Here is an 18,490-nt window from a genome sequence, read left to right on the forward strand (position 1 = left end):
CTTGAGTAAAAGGGTTTTAATTGCACTTCATAGATATGAAATCGGCGGGGCAGAAACGCAAGCTTTTTACTTGGGGTGTCATTTAAAACAACAAGGTTTTGATGTGATATTTAGTGCTTTTGGGTCAGAGTTAGGCCAAGGTTTTGATCGGTTTGAGCAAGAGGGGTTTTCTTGTATTAGATGGGGCTTCCAAGAGAAATTGATTTTGGATCCACCTAGAGGATTGTTAGGAGGTCTTAGACGTTATAGATTTCTGTTAAAACTATTTCAGAAAGTGAGAGCCCTTAAAGTAGATGCTATTATTCCATTTACATATCCTCCAAATCTGATTTTTTGTAGCTATTTCTCATTAATGGGTGCTAAAACCTGTCTTTGGAATCAACGTGATGAAGGAAGGTTTTTTCTAGGAAATATTGGAGAGATAAGAGCACTGAAATTAGCATCAGCAATTGTTTCTAATTCAAGGGAAGGCATGGGATTTCTTCAAAATCACACCTCCAGAAAAATTACCTTAATTAAAAATGCTGTTGATCTTAAGAAGTTTTCTAGGGTTGCTCCAGATTATAAATCGAATCGGGTAGTGATGATTGGTAATATTCATGGCTTTAAGGATCATTTAACTTTATTAGAAGCATGGAAGATAGTACTAGTTAATTTCCCGAATCTCAAATTGGCATTAGCGGGAAGAAATGGAAGTGCCTATCCTGAATTACTTGATTTCGTTCGGAGTCAAGGAATTGAGGAATCAGTAGATTTTATTGGGGGTGTTAATGATATTCCAAAAATGCTTAAATCTTGTATTTTGGCGGTTTTCAGTTCAGAAAATGAAGGAGTACCTAATGGGGTTTTAGAACCCATGGCTTCTACATTTTCTGTAGTAGCCACAGATATTATGGGTTGCCGAGAAGCGTTGGGAGATGATTACCCTTTTTTGGTTCAACCAAAAGATCCCATAGATTTTGCAGATAAAATCTGTCAATTGATCAGAAGTGAGGAGTTAATGAGGTCTTTAGGCAAAGCAAATCAAGAACGAATTATAAAGAACTTTTCAATAGAAAAGATGGGGGAATCCTATATTAAGTTGCTAGATGTCTAGTCCCAAGTTCAGTGTAATTATCCCTTGTTTTAATCAAGGGCATTTTTTAAAACAAACTATTAAATCTCTTTTAGATCAGAGTTTTTGGGATTGGGAGGCTATCATAGTTGATGATGGAAGTACAGATAATTCAGGCAAATTAGCAGAAGAAATAGTAGCGGGCGAAAGTCGGGCCCAAGTGATCCATCAGTTAAATAATGGACTATCAGCAGCTAGAAATACAGGGATCGGACATGCTAAGGGTGAATTTCTTGTTTTTTTAGATTCAGATGATTGGCTATATCCAGAATATTTTAAGACAGTCAATTCTTATCTCTCTGAAGATTTAGATATTTTAATCACAGGATATGCACATTGGAAAGATGGCCTTTGCCTACAATCAGTTAGCAAACCTAAGATTAGATTAAGTCTTGAGGATTTTATGTCTGGGAACTATGGCCCTGTTATGACATTTTCTGTTCGTAAGAATATTTTTGATGAAATTGGGTGTTTTGACGAGACTTTGAAAAGTGGAGAAGATTGGGATTTGTGGATTCGCGCAATGAAAGCAGGAAGAAGAGCTAAGGCAATATCAGAAATTTTGGCAGCGTATAGATTCCAAGAACAAAGTATGAGTAGAGATGCTTTGCGTATGTATAGAGAACTAGAGATAGTTTTAAACCGAGTGCCAGAAAACGATCTTAGAATTAATTCGAAGATTCAAGTTCTTCCTCAAAGATTTGATTTTTCGCAAGGGATATTAAATATATTGTTTCCAACTATTGGTGTATTAATCGTTCAGGGGAAAGTAAGTGAAGCAATCCATTTGTATGAAAAAGAACAAAGGAGGCTAGAACTAGTGCCTACAAAGGAGGATTTTGTGAAAATTAATTCTTATTTAACTTTTAGATATTGGAGTACTACTGATGAAATTCAAAGGGTCTTTTTAGAAATTAAACCTAGGGTTATCTCATTTTTAGAAGCGAACATAAAAGATGATAATTATCGAAAAATAGTTGTGAAACGTATGTTTTTTACAACCGAGCAAAAATACAATCATTTGAAATTTGGTGTTTTCTTTGGCTGCATAATTAATGCCTTTTATAAATGAATAAGGGGATATCTGTTATTATTTGTACATACAATGGGGACTCAAGGATTAACAAGGCTTTACAGTCAATTATATCACAAAATACTACTTATAACTTTGAGTTGATAGTAGTGAACAATAATTCCAATGACAGAACTGAAGATGAGGTGATGACAACTCTTGCCGAAAGTACTATTGACTGGACATTAGTTAAAGAATCCACTCCTGGTCTAAGTTTTGCTCGATGGAGAGGTATTGAAGAGGCCAAGTTTGAATTGATTTTATTCTGTGATGATGATAATATTCTTGACAAGAACTATTTGGAGATAGGTGGATCAATTCTATTTGCTGATCAAAGTATAGGTATTCTCGGAGGTAATGGAAATCCTGTTTTTCAAAACGATAAACCGGATTGGTTTGATGATTTTTCCAATAGTTATGCTGTTGGGAGTTTGGGGAAAAAATCAGGAAAACAAGTGAAAGGCTCTTATCATTATGGTGCATCTTGTTTCTTTCGCCGTAATGCCCTCCTGGAGCTGAGAAAACGTGGATTTAATTCTATTCTTTCGGATAGGACTGGGACTATATTAAGCTCAGGAGGAGATGTTGAATTGTGCTATGCGGTTCAATTATTGGGTTATAATTTAGCTTTTGACACAAGGTTGTTTTTTGATCATTTTATTGAGTCCCATCGACTTGAATGGGATTATTACCTTCGACTAAAGCGTGGAATAGCCAGCTCATTCCCACTACTTGAGGCTTATAAAGTAGATGGATTTGAAAATATAGATTCATTTAAGGATTTTCTAAATACCACTTTTATAACTCTCTTAAAGGGTTTTTTGAAGACAAATTTTATTTCTAAAAAATCTCGAAAGAATGAAGTTTCCAGAGTTGTGATCAAACAAAAAATTATTTCATACATAAAAAATTATAAGCAGACGATAATTGCCTTCACCAATAATAAACTGCTATTTGAAAACTAGTTTCTCTATTATCATTCCATGCTTTAATGCTGAAGTTACTATAGGCAGAGCAGTTACATCTATTCTGAACCAAAGCTATTCTGACTGGGAATTGATAATCATTGATGATGGTAGTTCGGATGGTACCGTAGATTTGTTGCTTCAGACTTTTAATGATTCTAGAATTAGGATTCATTCCCAAGCTAACTTAGGTGTAACCTCAGCCAGAAATAGCGGAGCGGAAGTTGCTCAAAATTCATGGATACTTTTCTTAGATGCGGATGATGAGCTAGCAATAAATAGTTTGGAATATTTCGCAAACAAAATTGAGACTTCACCAACAACTGAAGTTTGGAGAGCAGGTTTCAAACGTTTATCTTCTAATGAATTGGTATTGCCCGAAATTAATAAATTCACATCTTTCCTAGCGGGGTCTTATTCTATCAAAAAATCATTTTTTGATAGAATTGGAGGATTTGACTGTAAGCTTAAATTTTCTGAAAATACAGAGATGTTGCATCGCATTAAAATTGATGGTGCTAAAATCGGTATTCTAAAAGTTGTTACTTTAATCTATCATGATCAAGATGGGGAAGGGAGCAAAAATCTTCTCAATGTGAATGAGTCTCTTAACGTAATACTGGAGAAGCACAAGAACAGTCTAGATCCCCATGTAGTATTTCTTTATAATCAAATAATGGGCGTTAACGAACTTCGGTTTAAAAATTATAAATACGCTCGTCAAAGATTTTGGAATGCGATTTTAATAAAACCATTCAATTTGAAGGCTCACCTTCGCTTTTTAATCTCATTTTCACCCACTCTTTCTAAAAAGTTTTATCCTAAAGAATTCCAGATATGATCCGTTTCGGAGGTTTTATTATTACCTATAATCGTCCGGAAATTTTACTCCAAACTATTGACCAGATTTTTGCACAAACTTATCCACCAGAGTTGCTTTGGATAATAGATAACTCGGAGGGACTTATTACTGATCATTTGATTGCTTCTCTTTTGGATTCTAGAATAAAATTTTATCGAATGGGATACAATTCAGGGCCTGCAGGAGCTGCCGCCAAAGGTTTGGAACTTTGTGGTAAAGAAGGTTTGGATTGGATTTATTGGGGAGATGATAATGATCCTCCTTTTCGAAATGATTGTTTTGAACGCCTCTTGGCTATTAGAGAAGTAAATCCTTTTGTAGGAGTTTTAGGGACCGTCGGTCAGTTTTTTGATAGAAAAAAGGGTGTGATTAAACGTATTCAAACCAGACTTCTTGAAAAGAAGGATACTTTGAAAGTAGACTATGTAGCTGGTGGAATGTGCATGTTGGTAAGTGGACATGTTGCAAGAGAACGAATAGCTCCAAATCCTTCCTTATTTTTTGGATTTGAAGAATTAGACTTTTGCCTTAAAGTCAGTCGCAAAGGATATGTAGTATTAGTAGATTGTAAACTTTTTTTGGAAGCACGAGCAAAAGCAAATAGACTTAATTTTGAAAGACCTCTTTATGCTAAAAAGAAAAATTTGGTTCGAGAGTATTATAGTTTAAGGAATTTATTAATGATTTCTGATACCCTTACATTGAATAGCATGAGGAAGCAGTTGTATTTTAAATGGGTAGGAAAGGCGGTTTATGGATTTAAATATGGTCCAGTTTATGGCTGGAAAAATCTCAAGTTGATTTTTTTGGCTTTTTGGCACTATTGGAAAGGAATTTCTGGAAAGACCATTGATTTAAATTGAAAGTTTTTTTTACCCAAGATACCTTGATAAATGCGGGAACTGAGAAAAGTCTTCTTTTTACTATTCCCTACTTTTCCAAAGAAATTTCGTGTACGGTTATTTATTTATACTCACGTCATGATTTGAAAGAAGCATATGAAAAGGCCGGTATACCCGTAATCTTTTTAAATCTAGAAGGTAAATATGGTTTTTTGTCGGGCTACAAAAAACTTTCTAAGCTGCTTCGAGAGGAAACGCCAGATTTAGTAGTTTCTTCCTTATTTCGTGCGAATATTCTGTCTCGGTTTGTCTGTAAGAGTCTTAGTATTCCATTAATTGGCACCTTAGTTAGTGATAGTTACAGTGAAATAGTTCTTAAGAAAAAGTCATTTTTTCAATTACAAAAATTCAAATTTTTTTGGGGTTTAGATCGCTTTACCGCTGGAATCCCCAATTTATATATTGCCAATTCATCATTTATAGCGAAGTCCCATATCAAAACTTTAGGTGTTCCTATAGAGAAAACTAAAGTTGTTTATAGAGGTAGAAACATTCCTAGTCAAGTATGGAAAAAAAGTGCGGCTGACACTTTTGAGTTTTTATCCTTTGGGAGGTTATTACAGATCAAAGGATTTGAGGAATTGATTCAGGCATTTGCTAAGGTCCATTCTAAATACCCTAATTCCCGATTAGTGATTTATGGTGAGGGTCTTCATCGCCCAATTTTGGAGAGATTAATTAAGGAATTGAACCTTACTCATTCGGTTAGTTTACCTGGAGTGATTCCCAATGTGACAGAAATGTTGTATCAAGCAGATTGCTTTGTATTTCCCTCGTGGTACGAGGGGTTTTCTGGGGCATTGGTAGAGGCTATGATGGCAGGAATTCCAATTATAGCGTCAGATATCCCCATGAATCTGGAAGCGGTGAATCCTGAGGAGAATGCACTTACTTTTCCTGTAAGGGATGTGAAAGCATTGATACAGAAAATGGAATATGCTATCACGCATCAGAATGAAATGGCTGAGTTAGGTAAAAATGCTCGTAGGGAAGCTTGTAGAAGATTCGATATTCAAGTAATAGCAAAACAGTATGAAGCAGTATTAAGAGAAGCTTATCTGAAGTATGCCGCACACTAGGCTAAAACTGGGGATCTTGATCGATCATTATACCATTCCGGCTTGGGCTTGGGAAATGCTTTCCTTAATCCTGAAAGAGGATTTAGCTGAGATTGACTTAATCTTAATCAACCAGTCTCCAAAAGCTTCTGGGACAAAATCTTCCTTTTTGTATCGTGTTTATTCAAAGCTGGACCGAGCTTTTTTTAAAGTTAATCGGAATGCTTTTGATCGTAAGGATATTAGAGAACTTCCCGGCCTGAATGCGGAATTAATTCGGCTAAAACCAATTCAAAAAAAGTACTCCGATTGGTTTGAATCAAGTGAACTGACAAGAATTATAGAAAGGAAACCTGATATTTTGATCCGCTTAGGCTTTCGGATTTTAAAAGGGGATATTTTAAAAATCCCTGCACTAGGGGTTTGGTCTTTCCATCATGGAGACAACCTTGTAAATAGGGGAGGTCCCCCCTGTTTCTGGGAAGTTTTAAAAGGCTGGGAAACGACTGGTTCTGTTTTGCAAATTCTCTCAGAAAAGCTGGATGATGGAAAGGTGATTTATCGATCTTGGAGTAGAACAGATCCCTTATCTGTGCACCGAAATGCCAATAAAGTATATTGGAAGAGTTTATACTTTATTCCTAGGAATTTAGAAAGAATCAATCAGGTAGGCATAGCCCAGTGGAAAGTGGAATGCGAAAAGTGGGAGGCTAATTCCACGAATGATGTTACTCTGAAACCACCGGGAAATTTGGAGATGGTTGGGCTTGGACTTTCCCACCTAGCGAAAACGCTAAAGCGAAAAATTAAAGAAAATCTGAATAAAGAAGTCTGGCAGATTTGGCTTGGCTCAAATGCCGGAAATTCTATCGCAGATTTGAAAAGTTTAAAATTGCTTCCAAATCCCAAGGGAAGTTATCTGGCAGATCCATTTTTGGTAGAGGAACAAGGAGCTACTTACCTTTTTGTTGAGCAGTTTGATTATGCTAAAAGAAAAGGTTTTATCTCATTTGCTCGATTAACCAAAAGAAAAGCTTTTGAGTTTGAGTTAGCATTGGAGGAAGATTTTCATCTATCCTATCCTTTTTTGTTTAAAGAGGACGGAAAATGGTATATGTTGGTAGAGAGCAGTTCTTCCAAATCACTAAGGCTGTATGTGGCTAATGAGTTTCCAAGTAAATGGAAACTTGCTAAAACTTGGTTTGAGGGCAAGGAAATGTATGATCCGACAATCGTTAAGAAAGACGGACTTTTTTGGTTATTCGTCAATGAAAAGCCCCATTCCGGGGCTTCTTCTTTTGATGAATTATGTCTTTATTATTCGGAGGACTTATTAACTGGAGATTGGATCTCTCACCCATTAAATCCTATAGTTTCAGATGTTAGGTCTAGCCGTCCAGCCGGGAATCTTTTTATCGAAAATGGGACTTGGTTTAGGCCAGCTCAGGATTCTGCTAAACACTACGGACATCACATTCGAATTCAGAAAATAGTGTTTTGGGATAAGGAAAACTATAGCGAGCAAACCTTTAAAATTATTTCTGCTGATTGGAGTCCCGGCTTGATGGGGACACATACGATTAATTTCTCAAAAAACTGGTTGGTTTTGGATTCATTCAAGAGATAAATGAAAATCATTCAACTAGTTACTTCCCGTAAATTCAGGGGAGCAGAGATTTCCGCAAAATTGCTGTCAGAAAGGCTTATCTCTTATGGTCATGAGGTTTGGTTTGTGGGGCTATATCTAAATGAAAATATGGATGTTCTTTCTGTAAATGGAGGAGTGAACCTGGACTTGTCCAAGAGAAAGAAGGGAGGAATTGATTTTAATCTCCTTTTTGAGTTCAAACAGATCGTCAACAAGGTGCGGCCTGATATCATTCAAGCCAACGGATCGGATACCTTTAAATATGCTTCTTTAGGGCTATTTGGAAATAATAAACCGAAGCTTGTTTACCGGAATATTTCTATCATGAGCCATTGGATAAGGGCTAGAGTGTTGGTCAAATCATTTTATATGATATTGGCCAAAAGGGTGGATTGTTTTGTCTCTGTTGGCCAGCTAGCCAGTGATGATTTACAGGTCTTACTCCAATTACCTCCTGATAAATTTTTTGTTGTAAAACGGGGAATAGTCGCTGAATCTGTTGATAAAATAAAGTCAAGGGCAGATTTGGTAGAAAAGTATTCGATTCAATCCAATGATTTTATTCTTATCCAGCTTGGAAGTTTAAGCAAGGAAAAAAGGATAGATTTTTCTTTAGAGCTTGTTCGTAAGCTAAAAGAAGGAAATAAGGCCATAAAGCTACTTGTGGTAGGTGATGGTCCAGAAAGGAAAAGGCTCAAAAAGAAAGTAGAAAATTTAAAAATCGATCAAGAGGTTATTTTTACGAAAAGCATAAACAACCCTCAAAATTATTTGGCTGGTGCTGATTTATTGTTGATGACTTCAGAAATAGAAGGTGTTCCAGGTGTAGTGATTGAAGCGGGATTCCAAAAAACCCCATCCCTTGGAGTAAATGTAGGAGGCGTCAGGGAGGTAATTATCCAAGAAAAAACAGGGGTTTTAATGGATTCTCATTCGATCAGCTCTTTTGAAGAGTCTATTTCGGATTTAATGATCAATAAAGAAAAGCTTTTGGAACTAGGAGAAAATGCACAAAGCTTTGCAAAGCAGAATCATGATATTGACACGAATTCACGAAAATTTGAAACCCTGTATTTCAAACTTCTCAATTCGACAGACTGATTACCGCATCAACAGATTTACTTACTTGCTGATATACCAATCTTCTAATCTACCAATCCCTAATTCCTCCCGATAGCCATCGGGATCCCTAATTCCCAATCCCCTTGCCCCCCAAAATAAAAATACTCCACCTAATCAAATCACTTGGAAGAGGTGGCGCAGAAAAGCTGATTCCTGAGACGGCAAAAGTGCACGATCAAGATCGCTTTGAATTCTTTTGCCTGTATTTCTACCATCAGGAGAATAATATTGTAGATGAGTTGGAGGAAGCTGGTATTCAGGTTCAGTTGATTCCTGCGGGGAATTTGGCCTTGTTTTTTCAAGTAAAAAAGGTTCAGGCCTTTGTAGCCGAACACCAAATTGATATAATCCATGCTCACCTTCCTTGGGCCGGGATCCTTTCTCGATTGGTTGGTAAAAAACTCAATACCCCAATTGTCTATACAGAGCATAATACCTGGGACCGATACAATTCCATTTCTTATTGGGGTAATCGATTGACCTTTAAAAAGCAGGATGTGGCCATTGCAGTTTCCAATGAAGTGGCGCTTTCCATGCAGTTGAATTCCATGTTTGATCCCTACGCCAGAGGAGGAAGGCTGAAGGTGAAAGTGATACAGAATGGGGTGAATACGGGGGTGTTTAGGAGGCTCCCGTCACTGCGAGGAGGCCAAAAAGCCGACGTGGCAGTCTCCATTGGAAAGGCAGGTACCGTTTCTCCAGAAGGCGAATCAACTTATGAGGGAAACAGATTGCTTCACTCCGTTCGCAATGACGCAATCGAACTAAGGAGGTCTCTTGAAATTCCTGAGACTGCAAAGATAATCGGCAAAGTTGCTGTTTTTCGCTCGCAGAAGCGTTTATGGATTTGGGTGGATATTGCATTGAAAATCCTCGAGAAATGCCCAAACACCCATTTTTTATTGGTAGGCGACGGGGAATGGAGAGATCGAATTTTAGAGCAAATAAATAAGTCCGGAAAGCAGGCTCATTTTCATTTGGTGGGTGTACAAAAGCAGGTGATTCCCTATCTGTCGATTATGGATATCTATCTGAGCACTTCAGAATTTGAGGGTTTGCCCATTGCTATGCTGGAGGCTATGTCCTGTGAGGTACCCGTTGTAGCCACCCGGGCAGGAGGAATAGGAGAGATGGTGCAGCATGGGGTACAAGGCTATTTGACACCCATCGAGGGATATGCTGATTTAGTGGATTATTCTGTGGAATTACTCCAAAACCCAGAATTACATGCGCAATTTTCCAAAGCCGCTCGAGAAAGAGTAGTTCAGGAATTTAGTATGAAAAGAATGGTAAAGGAGTTGGAGGAGGTTTATGAGGTGGCGTTGAGGGGGATGCGCGCTTAAGCGCGTCATTATGCCTTCCTTTCGTCATTGCGAGGACGAAGAAATTCCCTATTGAATACCGTCATTGCGAGCGCAGCGAAGGAATCTGTTTCGGTTGGTGGTAACCATAAAAAGATTGCCACGGTCGTTCCTCCCTCGCAATGACATTTACGATTGCGTTGGTCGTTCCTACCTTGCAATGACGTTTAAGATTGCATCGATGGTGCATCCCTCTCCATGATGTAAGGCGCAGTAATCCTTTTCTCTTTGAACTAATGGAAAAAGAAAGCTTTGTTTACATTATTACCAATAAGAATAACACGGTCCTTTACGTTGGGGTGACCTCAAACTTGAATAGAAGAATTTATCAACACAAAGTAAAGGGTGACCCCAAATCGTTTTCTTCTAAATACAATTTAGATAAATTGGTTTATTTCGAGTCTTATAATTCCATTTTGGAGGCAATCGAAAGAGAAAAACAATTGAAAGCTGGAAGTAGAGCAAAAAAAGAAATTTTGATCAAGTCTGTAAACCCTGAATGGCTTGATCTATTTGACTCTCTTAGCTAAAGTCATTCCGAGCGCAGCGAATCAATCTGTGGTTGGTGGTAACAATAAAAAGATTGCCACGGTCGTACCTCCCTCGCAATGACATTTACGATTGCTTCTGTCATTGCGAGCGGAGCGAAGCAATCTGTTTCGGTTAGTAGTAATGACAAAAAGATTGCCGCGTTCGTACCTCCCTCGCAATGACGTTTAAGATTGCCGCGGTGGTACCTCCCTCGTAATGACAGTTACGATTGCTTCTATCATTGCGAGCGTACCGAAGCAATCTGTTTTGGTAGGTAGTAATGACAAAAAGATTGCCACGGTCGTACCTCCCTCGCAATGACGGTAAATTGGTAAGGGTGCTGACATCACTGTTTATCCCTATCGAAATAAAAAAACACAAATTCACTACCTTCCCTTAATTTTACATTATCCCATTTTAAATTTTAAACTAACACCTTGCTCGGCGCAGTCATCCTTATATTGATCCTTTTTGGCATTAGCCAGCCGGTCCTGAGTAATCTACAGCGAGAGCATAAGTGGGTGAAGGCTGGATTGCTGAATCAGCTATTTTGGTACCATATGTTCTTTGGCTTGGTATATTGGACCTATGCCCAATTTAACCGATCTGATTCAGTTAATTATTTTAATAATACCAAGTTTGGTTGGAGGAACTGGTTTGATGCTTTTGCGGAAGGGACGGACTTTGTAGAGTGGTTAGCCTTTCCTTGGGTGAGATGGTTTGGCTTTAATTATGATATGATGATGTTCCTTACGACCTGGCTGGGTTTCTGGGGCTTTGTCTATTTCTATTGTTTTTTTAAGGAAAATCTTCGCTTCAACCCCAAGTTTGAGGGTTGGGATGCGATTACACTCTTTATGTTTTTGCCCAATATGCATTTCTGGACTGCATCCTTGGGGAAAGGTGCCATTATTTTTGCAGGGATAGGATTTTTGGTGTATGGGCTTTCCTGGCCTGCCAAGCGACCCTTTCATATAGCCTTTGGTGCATTTTTGACCTATATGATTCGCCCCCATATTCTATTTGCAACCTTGATTGGTATGGGAGTAGGCTTTGTGTTGGGAAAGGAAAAAGTACCAGTTTATCAAAAATACCTAGTTGTGCTTTTTGCCATAGGGATGAGTATTTATGTTTATGAGGATTTGATTACCTATTTGGGCTATGACCCGAATAATCTTTTAGAAAGCTTTGAGGAAGAGTCTGCCTTGAATCGGCAAAGGCTACAGTCTGCAGGGTCAGCTGTGGATATGGGGTCCTATAGCTTGCCAATGAAGCTTTTTACCTTTTGGTTTAGGCCCTTATTTATAGACTCTCCGAATGCCATAGGGCTGGTGGTATCCATGGAAAATGCCCTGTATATCTATATGTTTAGCAAGATTCTGAAGAAGGATTTTATCACATATATCAAGCAGGCCCCGGCCATGGTAAAAATGTCTGGGGTGGTGTTTATTTCCATATCCATCTCCATGACCTTCGTGATGTCAAATTTGGGGATCATTATCCGGCAGAAGTCTCAGATTATGTACTTTATGCTCTTCGTGATCGTAGCCTTTATGGACTGGCAAAAAACCAATAGAATCAAAAAACGAGGGGAGATCTTTAATCGAATAGTGGAGGAGGAGAGGAGGAAGCGAGAGCTGGCGATGCAGGAGTAAGTAGGGGTGAAGCTTGTCTCGCCTTCGGCTGTTGTCCGTTGGGATTACCGTCATTGCGAGGACGACGAAGGAGTCCGTGGCAATCTGTTTACGTCTACTCCTATTTTCAAAAGATTGCCACGCTGCGCTCGCTCCCGATGGCTATCGGGAGACGCACAAATCAACAGAAAACCGACAACCGATAACTGACAACACTGCATACCTTATGAGATTGCCACGCTGCGCTCGCAATGACGCATAAATCAACGGATAAGCCACAACCGACAACCGATAACTCACAAATAAAAATGAATCCCGGTATCTTCACTATAAGCCTCGACTTCGAACTCCTCTGGGGGATATTTGATAAGGTAGGGGCTACGTATAAGCCAGAATACTTTTCGAATACTAGGGCTTTGATCCCGAAAATGCTGGAGCGATTTGCAAAAGCTGAGGTGGAAGTGACTTGGGCGACAGTTGGGATGCTTTTTGCAGAAAATGAGGAGGAATGGGAAAGCTATTCACCGGAATATCAGCCTTCCTATCGAGACCCTAGATTTTCTGCTTATCACTGGGTGAAGGAAAATGGCATTCGGCCTGAGGTACACTTTGCGCCTGAATTGATCAAGCTTATTTTGGAGATTCCTGGTCAGGAATTGGGCTCGCACTCATTTGCACATTACTACACTTTGATGCGGGGGCAAAGTGCTGAGCAGTTTCGTCAGGATCTTCGTGCCACACAGCGGATCGCAACCCATAAATTTGGAGTAACTTTAGACTCCTTGGTTTTCCCAAGAAACCATTTAAATGAGCTTTATCTTACGCTTTGTAAGGAAGAGGGATATGAGCAGGTGAGAGGAAATCCCAAAAACTGGTACTGGCAGGAGACGCAACACGAGAGTTTTAGTAAAAAGCTTTTTCGTTCGGCAGATTGCTTTTTTCCCGTAGGGGAAAGGACTTCATTTCCACTTGATGAGGTTAAGCAATATCCTGATGAGCCCATTATTTTACCTGCCTCTCGAATACTTCGGCCTTTTGCTAAGAGTAATGCCTTGATGAATTATACCCGCCTGAATCGGGTGAAAGCCGAAATGTCTCTGGCTGCAGAAAAAGGAGAAGGGTATCATCTCTGGTGGCATCCCCATAATTTTGGGATTGATCCCGAAGCCTCTTTGCGTGAGCTAGATGATATTTTGCTGCATTTTACCAGGCTAAAAGAAACGCTAGGCTTTCAATCCATGAGTATGCGATCCCTGGGAAGGTATTTGAAAGAGGAAAAGCTTATTTCTGTTGGTTGACCTAAAACAACTCCAAATCCCCTAGTGACCATTGCCAAGGAAGGCTTTTAGGGTCTAGGTGGGGCTGCAGCTTTCGAAAGGTAACTAATGGTCCCATAGCCAAGATGGGGACTGTTCCAAGGTTCAGAGCATTTTGATGAGGATATTTTAGACCTGAGGAAGAAGTAAATCTCGCCCCACTGGATTTTTGTGCTTCACGAAGTTGTTCATGGAGCATTTTTTTTTGGTTCTCGCCAAAGCTAGGGAAAGTAAAAAGATCACAGGTTCTAAGTTCGCGACCGAGGCGGCTTTCTTTGATTCTATAAAAAATAAGGAAGGAATTGTGATCTGTAAGAAAGTAATAGGGAAAAAGGGGACAGTCCAAGTATCTCCATTTGAGATATCCGGGTTTTAGGATAGCACCTGTTTCATTTTGGGAGGCTGGACTTTCAAGTTGGGCTACCAAGGGAGCGATGGAAGACCAGGGAGCGGGATCGAGTGGATGTTGATTGTTGCCTGTACCTACATGAAACTGAAGTTTGAGGGGCAGCTTTCCCCATTTTTCCCAACCCATTTTCAGATAGCCAGGCGTACTTTTTTTGTTTGGGGTATTATAGATAAAATCTATGCCTGAAGCGCCAACCTCGTCCAGCAGAGTGCTGGTGAGCTTTTTAAAAATTCCTTTCCCCTGATGGTCTGGATGAGTGGCTGTATCCACAGCTCGGCAAGCAAAGTAAATCTTTCCATCCGCTTCAAACTCCCACTTTAAGAAAGCCCTCAAGCCCACTAATGTTGATCCCTCCTCAGCCAACAAAACCGGAGATGTCCCAAAAGGATTGTCTTGATGCTTCCATTTCCATAGACTTTCTGTTTTAGGAATCAGGGAATCGCCTAGGGAAGCACTCAGCAAATCGATAATTGCCGGAATATCTGAATCTTGAGCTGGTCTAATAATCATGCTAAGGGCGAAGATAGTGAATTAGAAGGCAAGGACATTTGGAGGAGTGCAAGCTTGGAAGGTGTGGAAGTTTAAAGTTTAATAGGTTAAAGTTTAAAGTGGAGTTGGCGGTAGGTTTTTGAATTTAAAATTGAAGAATGTAAAATTTAAAATTAAACCGCATCAGCATCTTTTGCTGCGCAAATCTGCTAGTTGTTGAAGTTTAAAGTGGACTTGACGATTTATTCTAATGAGCCTTACCCCAGCGGGGTAAAATATTGGTAGAATCGCATGATAAGGTAGGTGTATGTTTTGGCCGAAAAGAGGGTGATGGAGAAAGTAGCCTCCCGCCAAAACAAGAAAAGGTTAATTCCTTAATTTTCTTTAAGCTTGAATTGCCTGTCTAAAAATTAGTATTAACAATAGTAATCGAAGTTTCTTACTCCAACCGACAATCGACAATCTCGAAGCGAGACAACAGTATTCAGTAGCAGTCGCAGTCATCAGTTCGCAGTACCCCAACAGAGAACCGACAACCGATAACACACAACCGACAACAGCGAAGCGAGACAACAGTAATCAGTAGCAGTCGCAGTCATCAGTTCACAGAACCCCAACAGACAACCCACAACCGACAACCGACAACCCCCAACCGACAAGACCTAAGAAGAAACTATTTTTTCTATATTTGAATCCTCACGAGTTTGTCTATATGAAATACATCCCGCTTCTGATTTTAATACTTGCGATTACTTCAAGTTGCATCAGTAATAAAAGGATCACCTATCTCCAAAATCTACCCGAAAACGAACCCATTGACTTAGAGGAGTTTATTCCCTATGCAGAGGTAGACTATGAGTATATTTTGCAGCCTTTTGATATTGTAGAGATCAACTTTGCTTCCTCTGATGAAGAATTTACTCAGGCCTTCTCCTTTCAGGAAAATTCCGGTGGTCAAGCCATGGGCGGCATGGGTGGAGGCGGTGGAGGTGGAGGTGGATCCGATCCGCTGTATTTCCGAGGATATTCAATAGATCAAAACGGGGAGGTAGAAATCCCTAAACTCGGTAAACTGAAAATTGCCGGTCTTACAGAAGAAGCAGCCAAAAATCTGGTTCAGGAGAAAATCAATGAGTTCTTTAAGGAAGATGTATATGTTCGTCTGCGAATGGCTGGGATTCGATACACTACTTTAGGTGAGTTTAATAGTGTTGGAATACAGATTATCTTTAAAAATAGAGCGACGATTTTTGATGCATTGGCCAATTCCGGGGAGACAACCATTTTGGGAAAGAAAAATAAAATGTTTTTGATTCGGCAGTATGATAATGGTGTGAAAATTCACCAGATTAACCTAAATGATCGCGCTTTACTCGCCAGTCCCTTTTATTTTATCCAACCCAACGATATTCTTTATCTGGAACCCATGAAAATCCGTCAAATTGGAACCGCAGATAACTTAACTGCTACCATGGCATTGTTTGCAGGTTTGTTGGCATCGACCTTGCTTATCATTAACTTGGTGTCCGGAGGGAATTAGTACTATGGAGAAGTTAGATCTCAGTCAATTAGACAATGAGGAGAAAGCCTTAGAAATACGCTATGTAGTGGCTAAGTACATTCGTTATTGGCCTTGGTATGTTCTCTTTATTTTCGTTTTTTTTGTAGCGACCTTTTTGTTTCATCGCTATACGGTCGATGAATATGAGGTGAGTGGATCTATGGTAATCAAAACCAATACTTCTCCAGAAGCCAAGATTTTTGACCGATCTAATATTTTCTCCACGGGTCTCAATCTCCAAAATGACATCTTACGGCTAAAGTCAAAGAATTTGGCTCAGGAAGCCTTGGAGAAGGTGCACTTTGATGTGGAGTATTATGCAAAGACCAATATCAAGGATATTGAGCTTTATGATAGATCACCCATTCGAATCGAGGTGGATTGGGATCATTTTCAAATCACCGATACTCCCTTTGAGGTTCAGATCCTTTCCGATGAAAACTTTAAACTAGTGCCGGAATCGGATGATATTTTTGGTTTAAGCTCAGCCAATGCTGCTGGAGATGAGTCTATTTTTGATAAGACCTATATGTTTGGAGAGGAAATCAGTACAGCCCGATCCAAATTCACAGTACATTTGGTTAATCCCGGAAGGCTAGGGGAGTCGGTGCTTGTGAAGTTTATCAATCCGCTTGAACTTGCCAGTGAATACGCAAATAAGGTTTACATCAATCTTGCCAATGAATACGGTTCGGTACTGAACTTAAGTCTCACCACAAAGGTCGTGGAGAAAGGGAGCGATTACATTAATGCCTTGATGCTCTCTTACATAGAGTATGATTTAAGGGAAAAGAATCAGATTCAAGAAAATACCCTGGCTTTTATCGAGGAGCAGTTGGGCTTTTTGGAAGATTCTTTAAAGAACAAAGAACAAGAGCTCCAAGAGTTTAAAGTTGAAAACAAATTGCTGGACGTCAGCGCTGAGTTTTCGAATATTCTTGGAAAAATGAATACACTTGATGAAAGTCGAGTGGAATTGGAATATCAGCTCAATTATTTCCTTCAGATCAAGCAATACATGGAAAGCAAGAGTAAGGATTTTTCCAATGTGATTGCGCCTTCTGTGATTGGAGTTCCAGATCCCTTGCTAAATGGATTGATTTCTACCCTTGTGAATCTTTCCCAGGAAAGAAGAGAACTGTTGGCCTCTGTAAATGAGAAGCATCCTGAAGTAATCAAGATTGACGTTCAAATGGAGGAAGTGCAGGGAGCTTTGGAAGAAAATATTCTGAATTTGATAGACAATACGCAGCAACGGATGAATTCCTTGGATAAGGATATCGCTCTGTACGATGCACAGTTTTCAACTTTACCAGAATCAGAGTCTCAGTATTCAGGAATCTTCCGTGAGTTTAAGCTCCGTGAGTCACTCTATACCTATTTATTGGAGAAACGTGCCGAAGCAGGAATTGCAATGGCCTCGAATGTTTCGGATAATTCCATTCTCGATCCTGCGAAAAAGGGAACTCTGGTTTTTCCTAAAAAGCAGCAAAACTATGGTTTAGCTATCGTTTTGGGATTTTTGATTCCATTTGGGTTTATCGTGGTGAGAGATCTTTTTGATGATACCATCAAGGACCAACGAGATCTGAAAAAGCACTTTATGATTCCTCAGTTAGGTGTTATTGGATTTAGTGAAAAAGGAACGAATAAAGTGGTATTGGATCATCCAAAGTCAGCCGTGGCAGAGTCTTTTAGATCTTTGCGATCGGCCATTACTTATTTGGCGAGTGGAAAGCAATCCAAGAAAATTCTGGTTACTTCTTCAGTTTCGGGTGAGGGGAAAACTTTTACTTCTCTAAACTTAGCCTCAGCAATGGCCTTGGGTTCTAAGCGAACTGTAGTGGTTGGTGGAGACTTGAGAAGACCAAAGCTTGCGTCCTATTTTGGGGAGGAAGAAAAGGTTGGTCTTTCTACTTATTTGATCGGAAAAGTGGACGCCAAGGAGATTATTCGTCCTACTATGCAGGATAATCTGTGGTATGTTCCTTCGGGGGTAATCCCACCCAATCCAGCCGAATTACTTCAGACCCCGAGGATGAAAACTTTCTTGGCATTTTTAGAAGATAATTTCGATATCGTAGTTTTTGATACTCCGCCAATGGGATTGGTTTCTGAGACTATTGATCTGATGCGTTTATTTGACATCAATCTGTACGTAGTTCGTCAGAGCTACACGGTGAAAGATCATCTGGTAATGATTAATGACTTGTTTAATAATAAGCAGGTGGTGAATGTCTATGGGGTTTTCAATGGGATTGTCAATTCGGGCTATCATTACGAGGGCTATAATTATGGCTACGGAAACACCTATCTTTATTCACAGAATAATAAGTACATGTACAATTATTATGGGGATGATTTGGATGCAAAACGCAAAAAGATCAAGAAGAGAGATTGGAATATTTTGGCTAAGATTAAAAAGGCATTCAAGGCCTAATACTAT

Annotated in this window: 15 protein-coding genes; 14 read left to right on the forward strand and 1 reads right to left on the reverse strand. The window is 39.4% G+C overall.

Annotated features, from left to right (window positions below):
* Position 1: 1 nt before the first annotated feature.
* From ACFOSV_RS12050 to ACFOSV_RS12105, 12 genes are all read left to right on the forward strand, one after another.
* Positions 2-1,096, forward strand: a complete 1,095-nt coding sequence (locus ACFOSV_RS12050; protein WP_377906266.1) for a glycosyltransferase family 4 protein — start codon at positions 2-4, stop codon at positions 1,094-1,096.
* The gene (locus tag ACFOSV_RS12055; protein WP_377906267.1) at positions 1,089-2,186 is read left to right on the forward strand and encodes a glycosyltransferase family 2 protein; all 1,098 of its coding nucleotides are present in this window, start codon (positions 1,089-1,091) and stop codon (positions 2,184-2,186) included. The genes ACFOSV_RS12050 and ACFOSV_RS12055 overlap by 8 nt, the downstream gene beginning before the upstream one ends.
* Entirely contained in the window at positions 2,183-3,151 is a 969-nt protein-coding gene (locus ACFOSV_RS12060; protein ID WP_377906268.1) for a glycosyltransferase, read from the forward strand. The genes ACFOSV_RS12055 and ACFOSV_RS12060 overlap by 4 nt, the downstream gene beginning before the upstream one ends.
* Positions 3,141-3,992, forward strand: coding sequence for a glycosyltransferase family 2 protein (locus ACFOSV_RS12065; protein ID WP_377906269.1), 852 nt, complete (start codon positions 3,141-3,143; stop codon positions 3,990-3,992). The genes ACFOSV_RS12060 and ACFOSV_RS12065 overlap by 11 nt, the downstream gene beginning before the upstream one ends.
* On the forward strand, positions 3,989-4,876 hold the full coding sequence (locus ACFOSV_RS12070; RefSeq protein ID WP_377906270.1) for a glycosyltransferase: 888 nt from the start codon (positions 3,989-3,991) through the stop codon (positions 4,874-4,876). The genes ACFOSV_RS12065 and ACFOSV_RS12070 overlap by 4 nt, the downstream gene beginning before the upstream one ends.
* Positions 4,877-4,899: 23 nt before the next feature.
* Positions 4,900-5,994, forward strand: coding sequence for a glycosyltransferase family 4 protein (locus tag ACFOSV_RS12075; RefSeq protein ID WP_377907302.1), 1,095 nt, complete (start codon positions 4,900-4,902; stop codon positions 5,992-5,994).
* Entirely contained in the window at positions 5,981-7,600 is a 1,620-nt protein-coding gene (locus ACFOSV_RS12080) for a glucosamine inositolphosphorylceramide transferase family protein (RefSeq protein ID WP_377906271.1), read from the forward strand. Before ACFOSV_RS12075 ends, ACFOSV_RS12080 begins: the two co-directional genes overlap by 14 nt.
* Entirely contained in the window at positions 7,601-8,722 is a 1,122-nt protein-coding gene (locus tag ACFOSV_RS12085; RefSeq protein ID WP_377906272.1) for a glycosyltransferase, read from the forward strand.
* A 104-nt stretch (positions 8,723-8,826) separates the two neighbouring features.
* Positions 8,827-10,086: a glycosyltransferase gene (locus ACFOSV_RS12090; RefSeq protein ID WP_377906273.1), complete on the forward strand. Its 1,260-nt coding sequence runs from the start codon at positions 8,827-8,829 to the stop codon at positions 10,084-10,086.
* 254 nt (positions 10,087-10,340) lie between these two features.
* The gene (locus tag ACFOSV_RS12095; protein ID WP_377906274.1) at positions 10,341-10,634 is read left to right on the forward strand and encodes a GIY-YIG nuclease family protein; all 294 of its coding nucleotides are present in this window, start codon (positions 10,341-10,343) and stop codon (positions 10,632-10,634) included.
* Positions 10,635-11,072: 438 nt separating this feature from the next.
* The gene (locus ACFOSV_RS12100) at positions 11,073-12,290 is read left to right on the forward strand and encodes a hypothetical protein (RefSeq protein ID WP_377906275.1); all 1,218 of its coding nucleotides are present in this window, start codon (positions 11,073-11,075) and stop codon (positions 12,288-12,290) included.
* A 287-nt stretch (positions 12,291-12,577) separates the two neighbouring features.
* Positions 12,578-13,567 (forward strand): polysaccharide deacetylase family protein, encoded by a 990-nt coding sequence (locus tag ACFOSV_RS12105; RefSeq protein ID WP_377906276.1) that lies wholly within the window; start codon positions 12,578-12,580, stop codon positions 13,565-13,567.
* A gap of 1 nt (position 13,568) precedes the next feature.
* Here ACFOSV_RS12105 and ACFOSV_RS12110 read toward each other — a convergent pair whose 3' ends face one another.
* A complete protein-coding gene (locus tag ACFOSV_RS12110) occupies positions 13,569-14,504 on the reverse strand; it encodes a GNAT family N-acetyltransferase (RefSeq protein WP_377906277.1) in 936 nt (311 codons plus the stop codon).
* Between the two features lie 691 nt (positions 14,505-15,195).
* On the opposite strand from ACFOSV_RS12110, the gene ACFOSV_RS12115 reads away from it, so the two are divergent.
* Positions 15,196-16,023, forward strand: a complete 828-nt coding sequence (locus ACFOSV_RS12115; protein ID WP_377906278.1) for a polysaccharide biosynthesis/export family protein — start codon at positions 15,196-15,198, stop codon at positions 16,021-16,023.
* Positions 16,024-16,027: 4 nt separating this feature from the next.
* Entirely contained in the window at positions 16,028-18,484 is a 2,457-nt protein-coding gene (locus tag ACFOSV_RS12120) for a GumC family protein (RefSeq protein WP_377906279.1), read from the forward strand.
* The last annotated feature ends 6 nt before the right edge of the window (positions 18,485-18,490 follow it).

It is taken from the genome of Algoriphagus namhaensis (assembly GCF_042649705.1).
GTDB classification, from domain to species: Bacteria; Bacteroidota; Bacteroidia; order Cytophagales; family Cyclobacteriaceae; genus Algoriphagus; species Algoriphagus namhaensis.

Bases quoted from the DNA above. Each gene is read 5' to 3' on its own strand.
- ACFOSV_RS12080 (WP_377906271.1), top strand. From the start codon at position 5,981: ATGCCGCACACTAGGCTAAAACTGGGGATCTTGATCGATCATTATACC.
- ACFOSV_RS12105 (WP_377906276.1), top strand. From the start codon at position 12,578: ATGAATCCCGGTATCTTCACTATAAGCCTCGACTTCGAACTCCTCTGG.
- ACFOSV_RS12120 (WP_377906279.1), top strand. From the start codon at position 16,028: ATGGAGAAGTTAGATCTCAGTCAATTAGACAATGAGGAGAAAGCCTTA.
- ACFOSV_RS12070 (WP_377906270.1), top strand. From the start codon at position 3,989: ATGATCCGTTTCGGAGGTTTTATTATTACCTATAATCGTCCGGAAATT.
- ACFOSV_RS12110 (WP_377906277.1), bottom strand. From the start codon at position 14,504: ATGATTATTAGACCAGCTCAAGATTCAGATATTCCGGCAATTATCGAT.
- ACFOSV_RS12085 (WP_377906272.1), top strand. From the start codon at position 7,601: ATGAAAATCATTCAACTAGTTACTTCCCGTAAATTCAGGGGAGCAGAG.
- ACFOSV_RS12055 (WP_377906267.1), top strand. From the start codon at position 1,089: ATGTCTAGTCCCAAGTTCAGTGTAATTATCCCTTGTTTTAATCAAGGG.
- ACFOSV_RS12060 (WP_377906268.1), top strand. From the start codon at position 2,183: ATGAATAAGGGGATATCTGTTATTATTTGTACATACAATGGGGACTCA.
- ACFOSV_RS12095 (WP_377906274.1), top strand. From the start codon at position 10,341: ATGGAAAAAGAAAGCTTTGTTTACATTATTACCAATAAGAATAACACG.
- ACFOSV_RS12115 (WP_377906278.1), top strand. From the start codon at position 15,196: ATGAAATACATCCCGCTTCTGATTTTAATACTTGCGATTACTTCAAGT.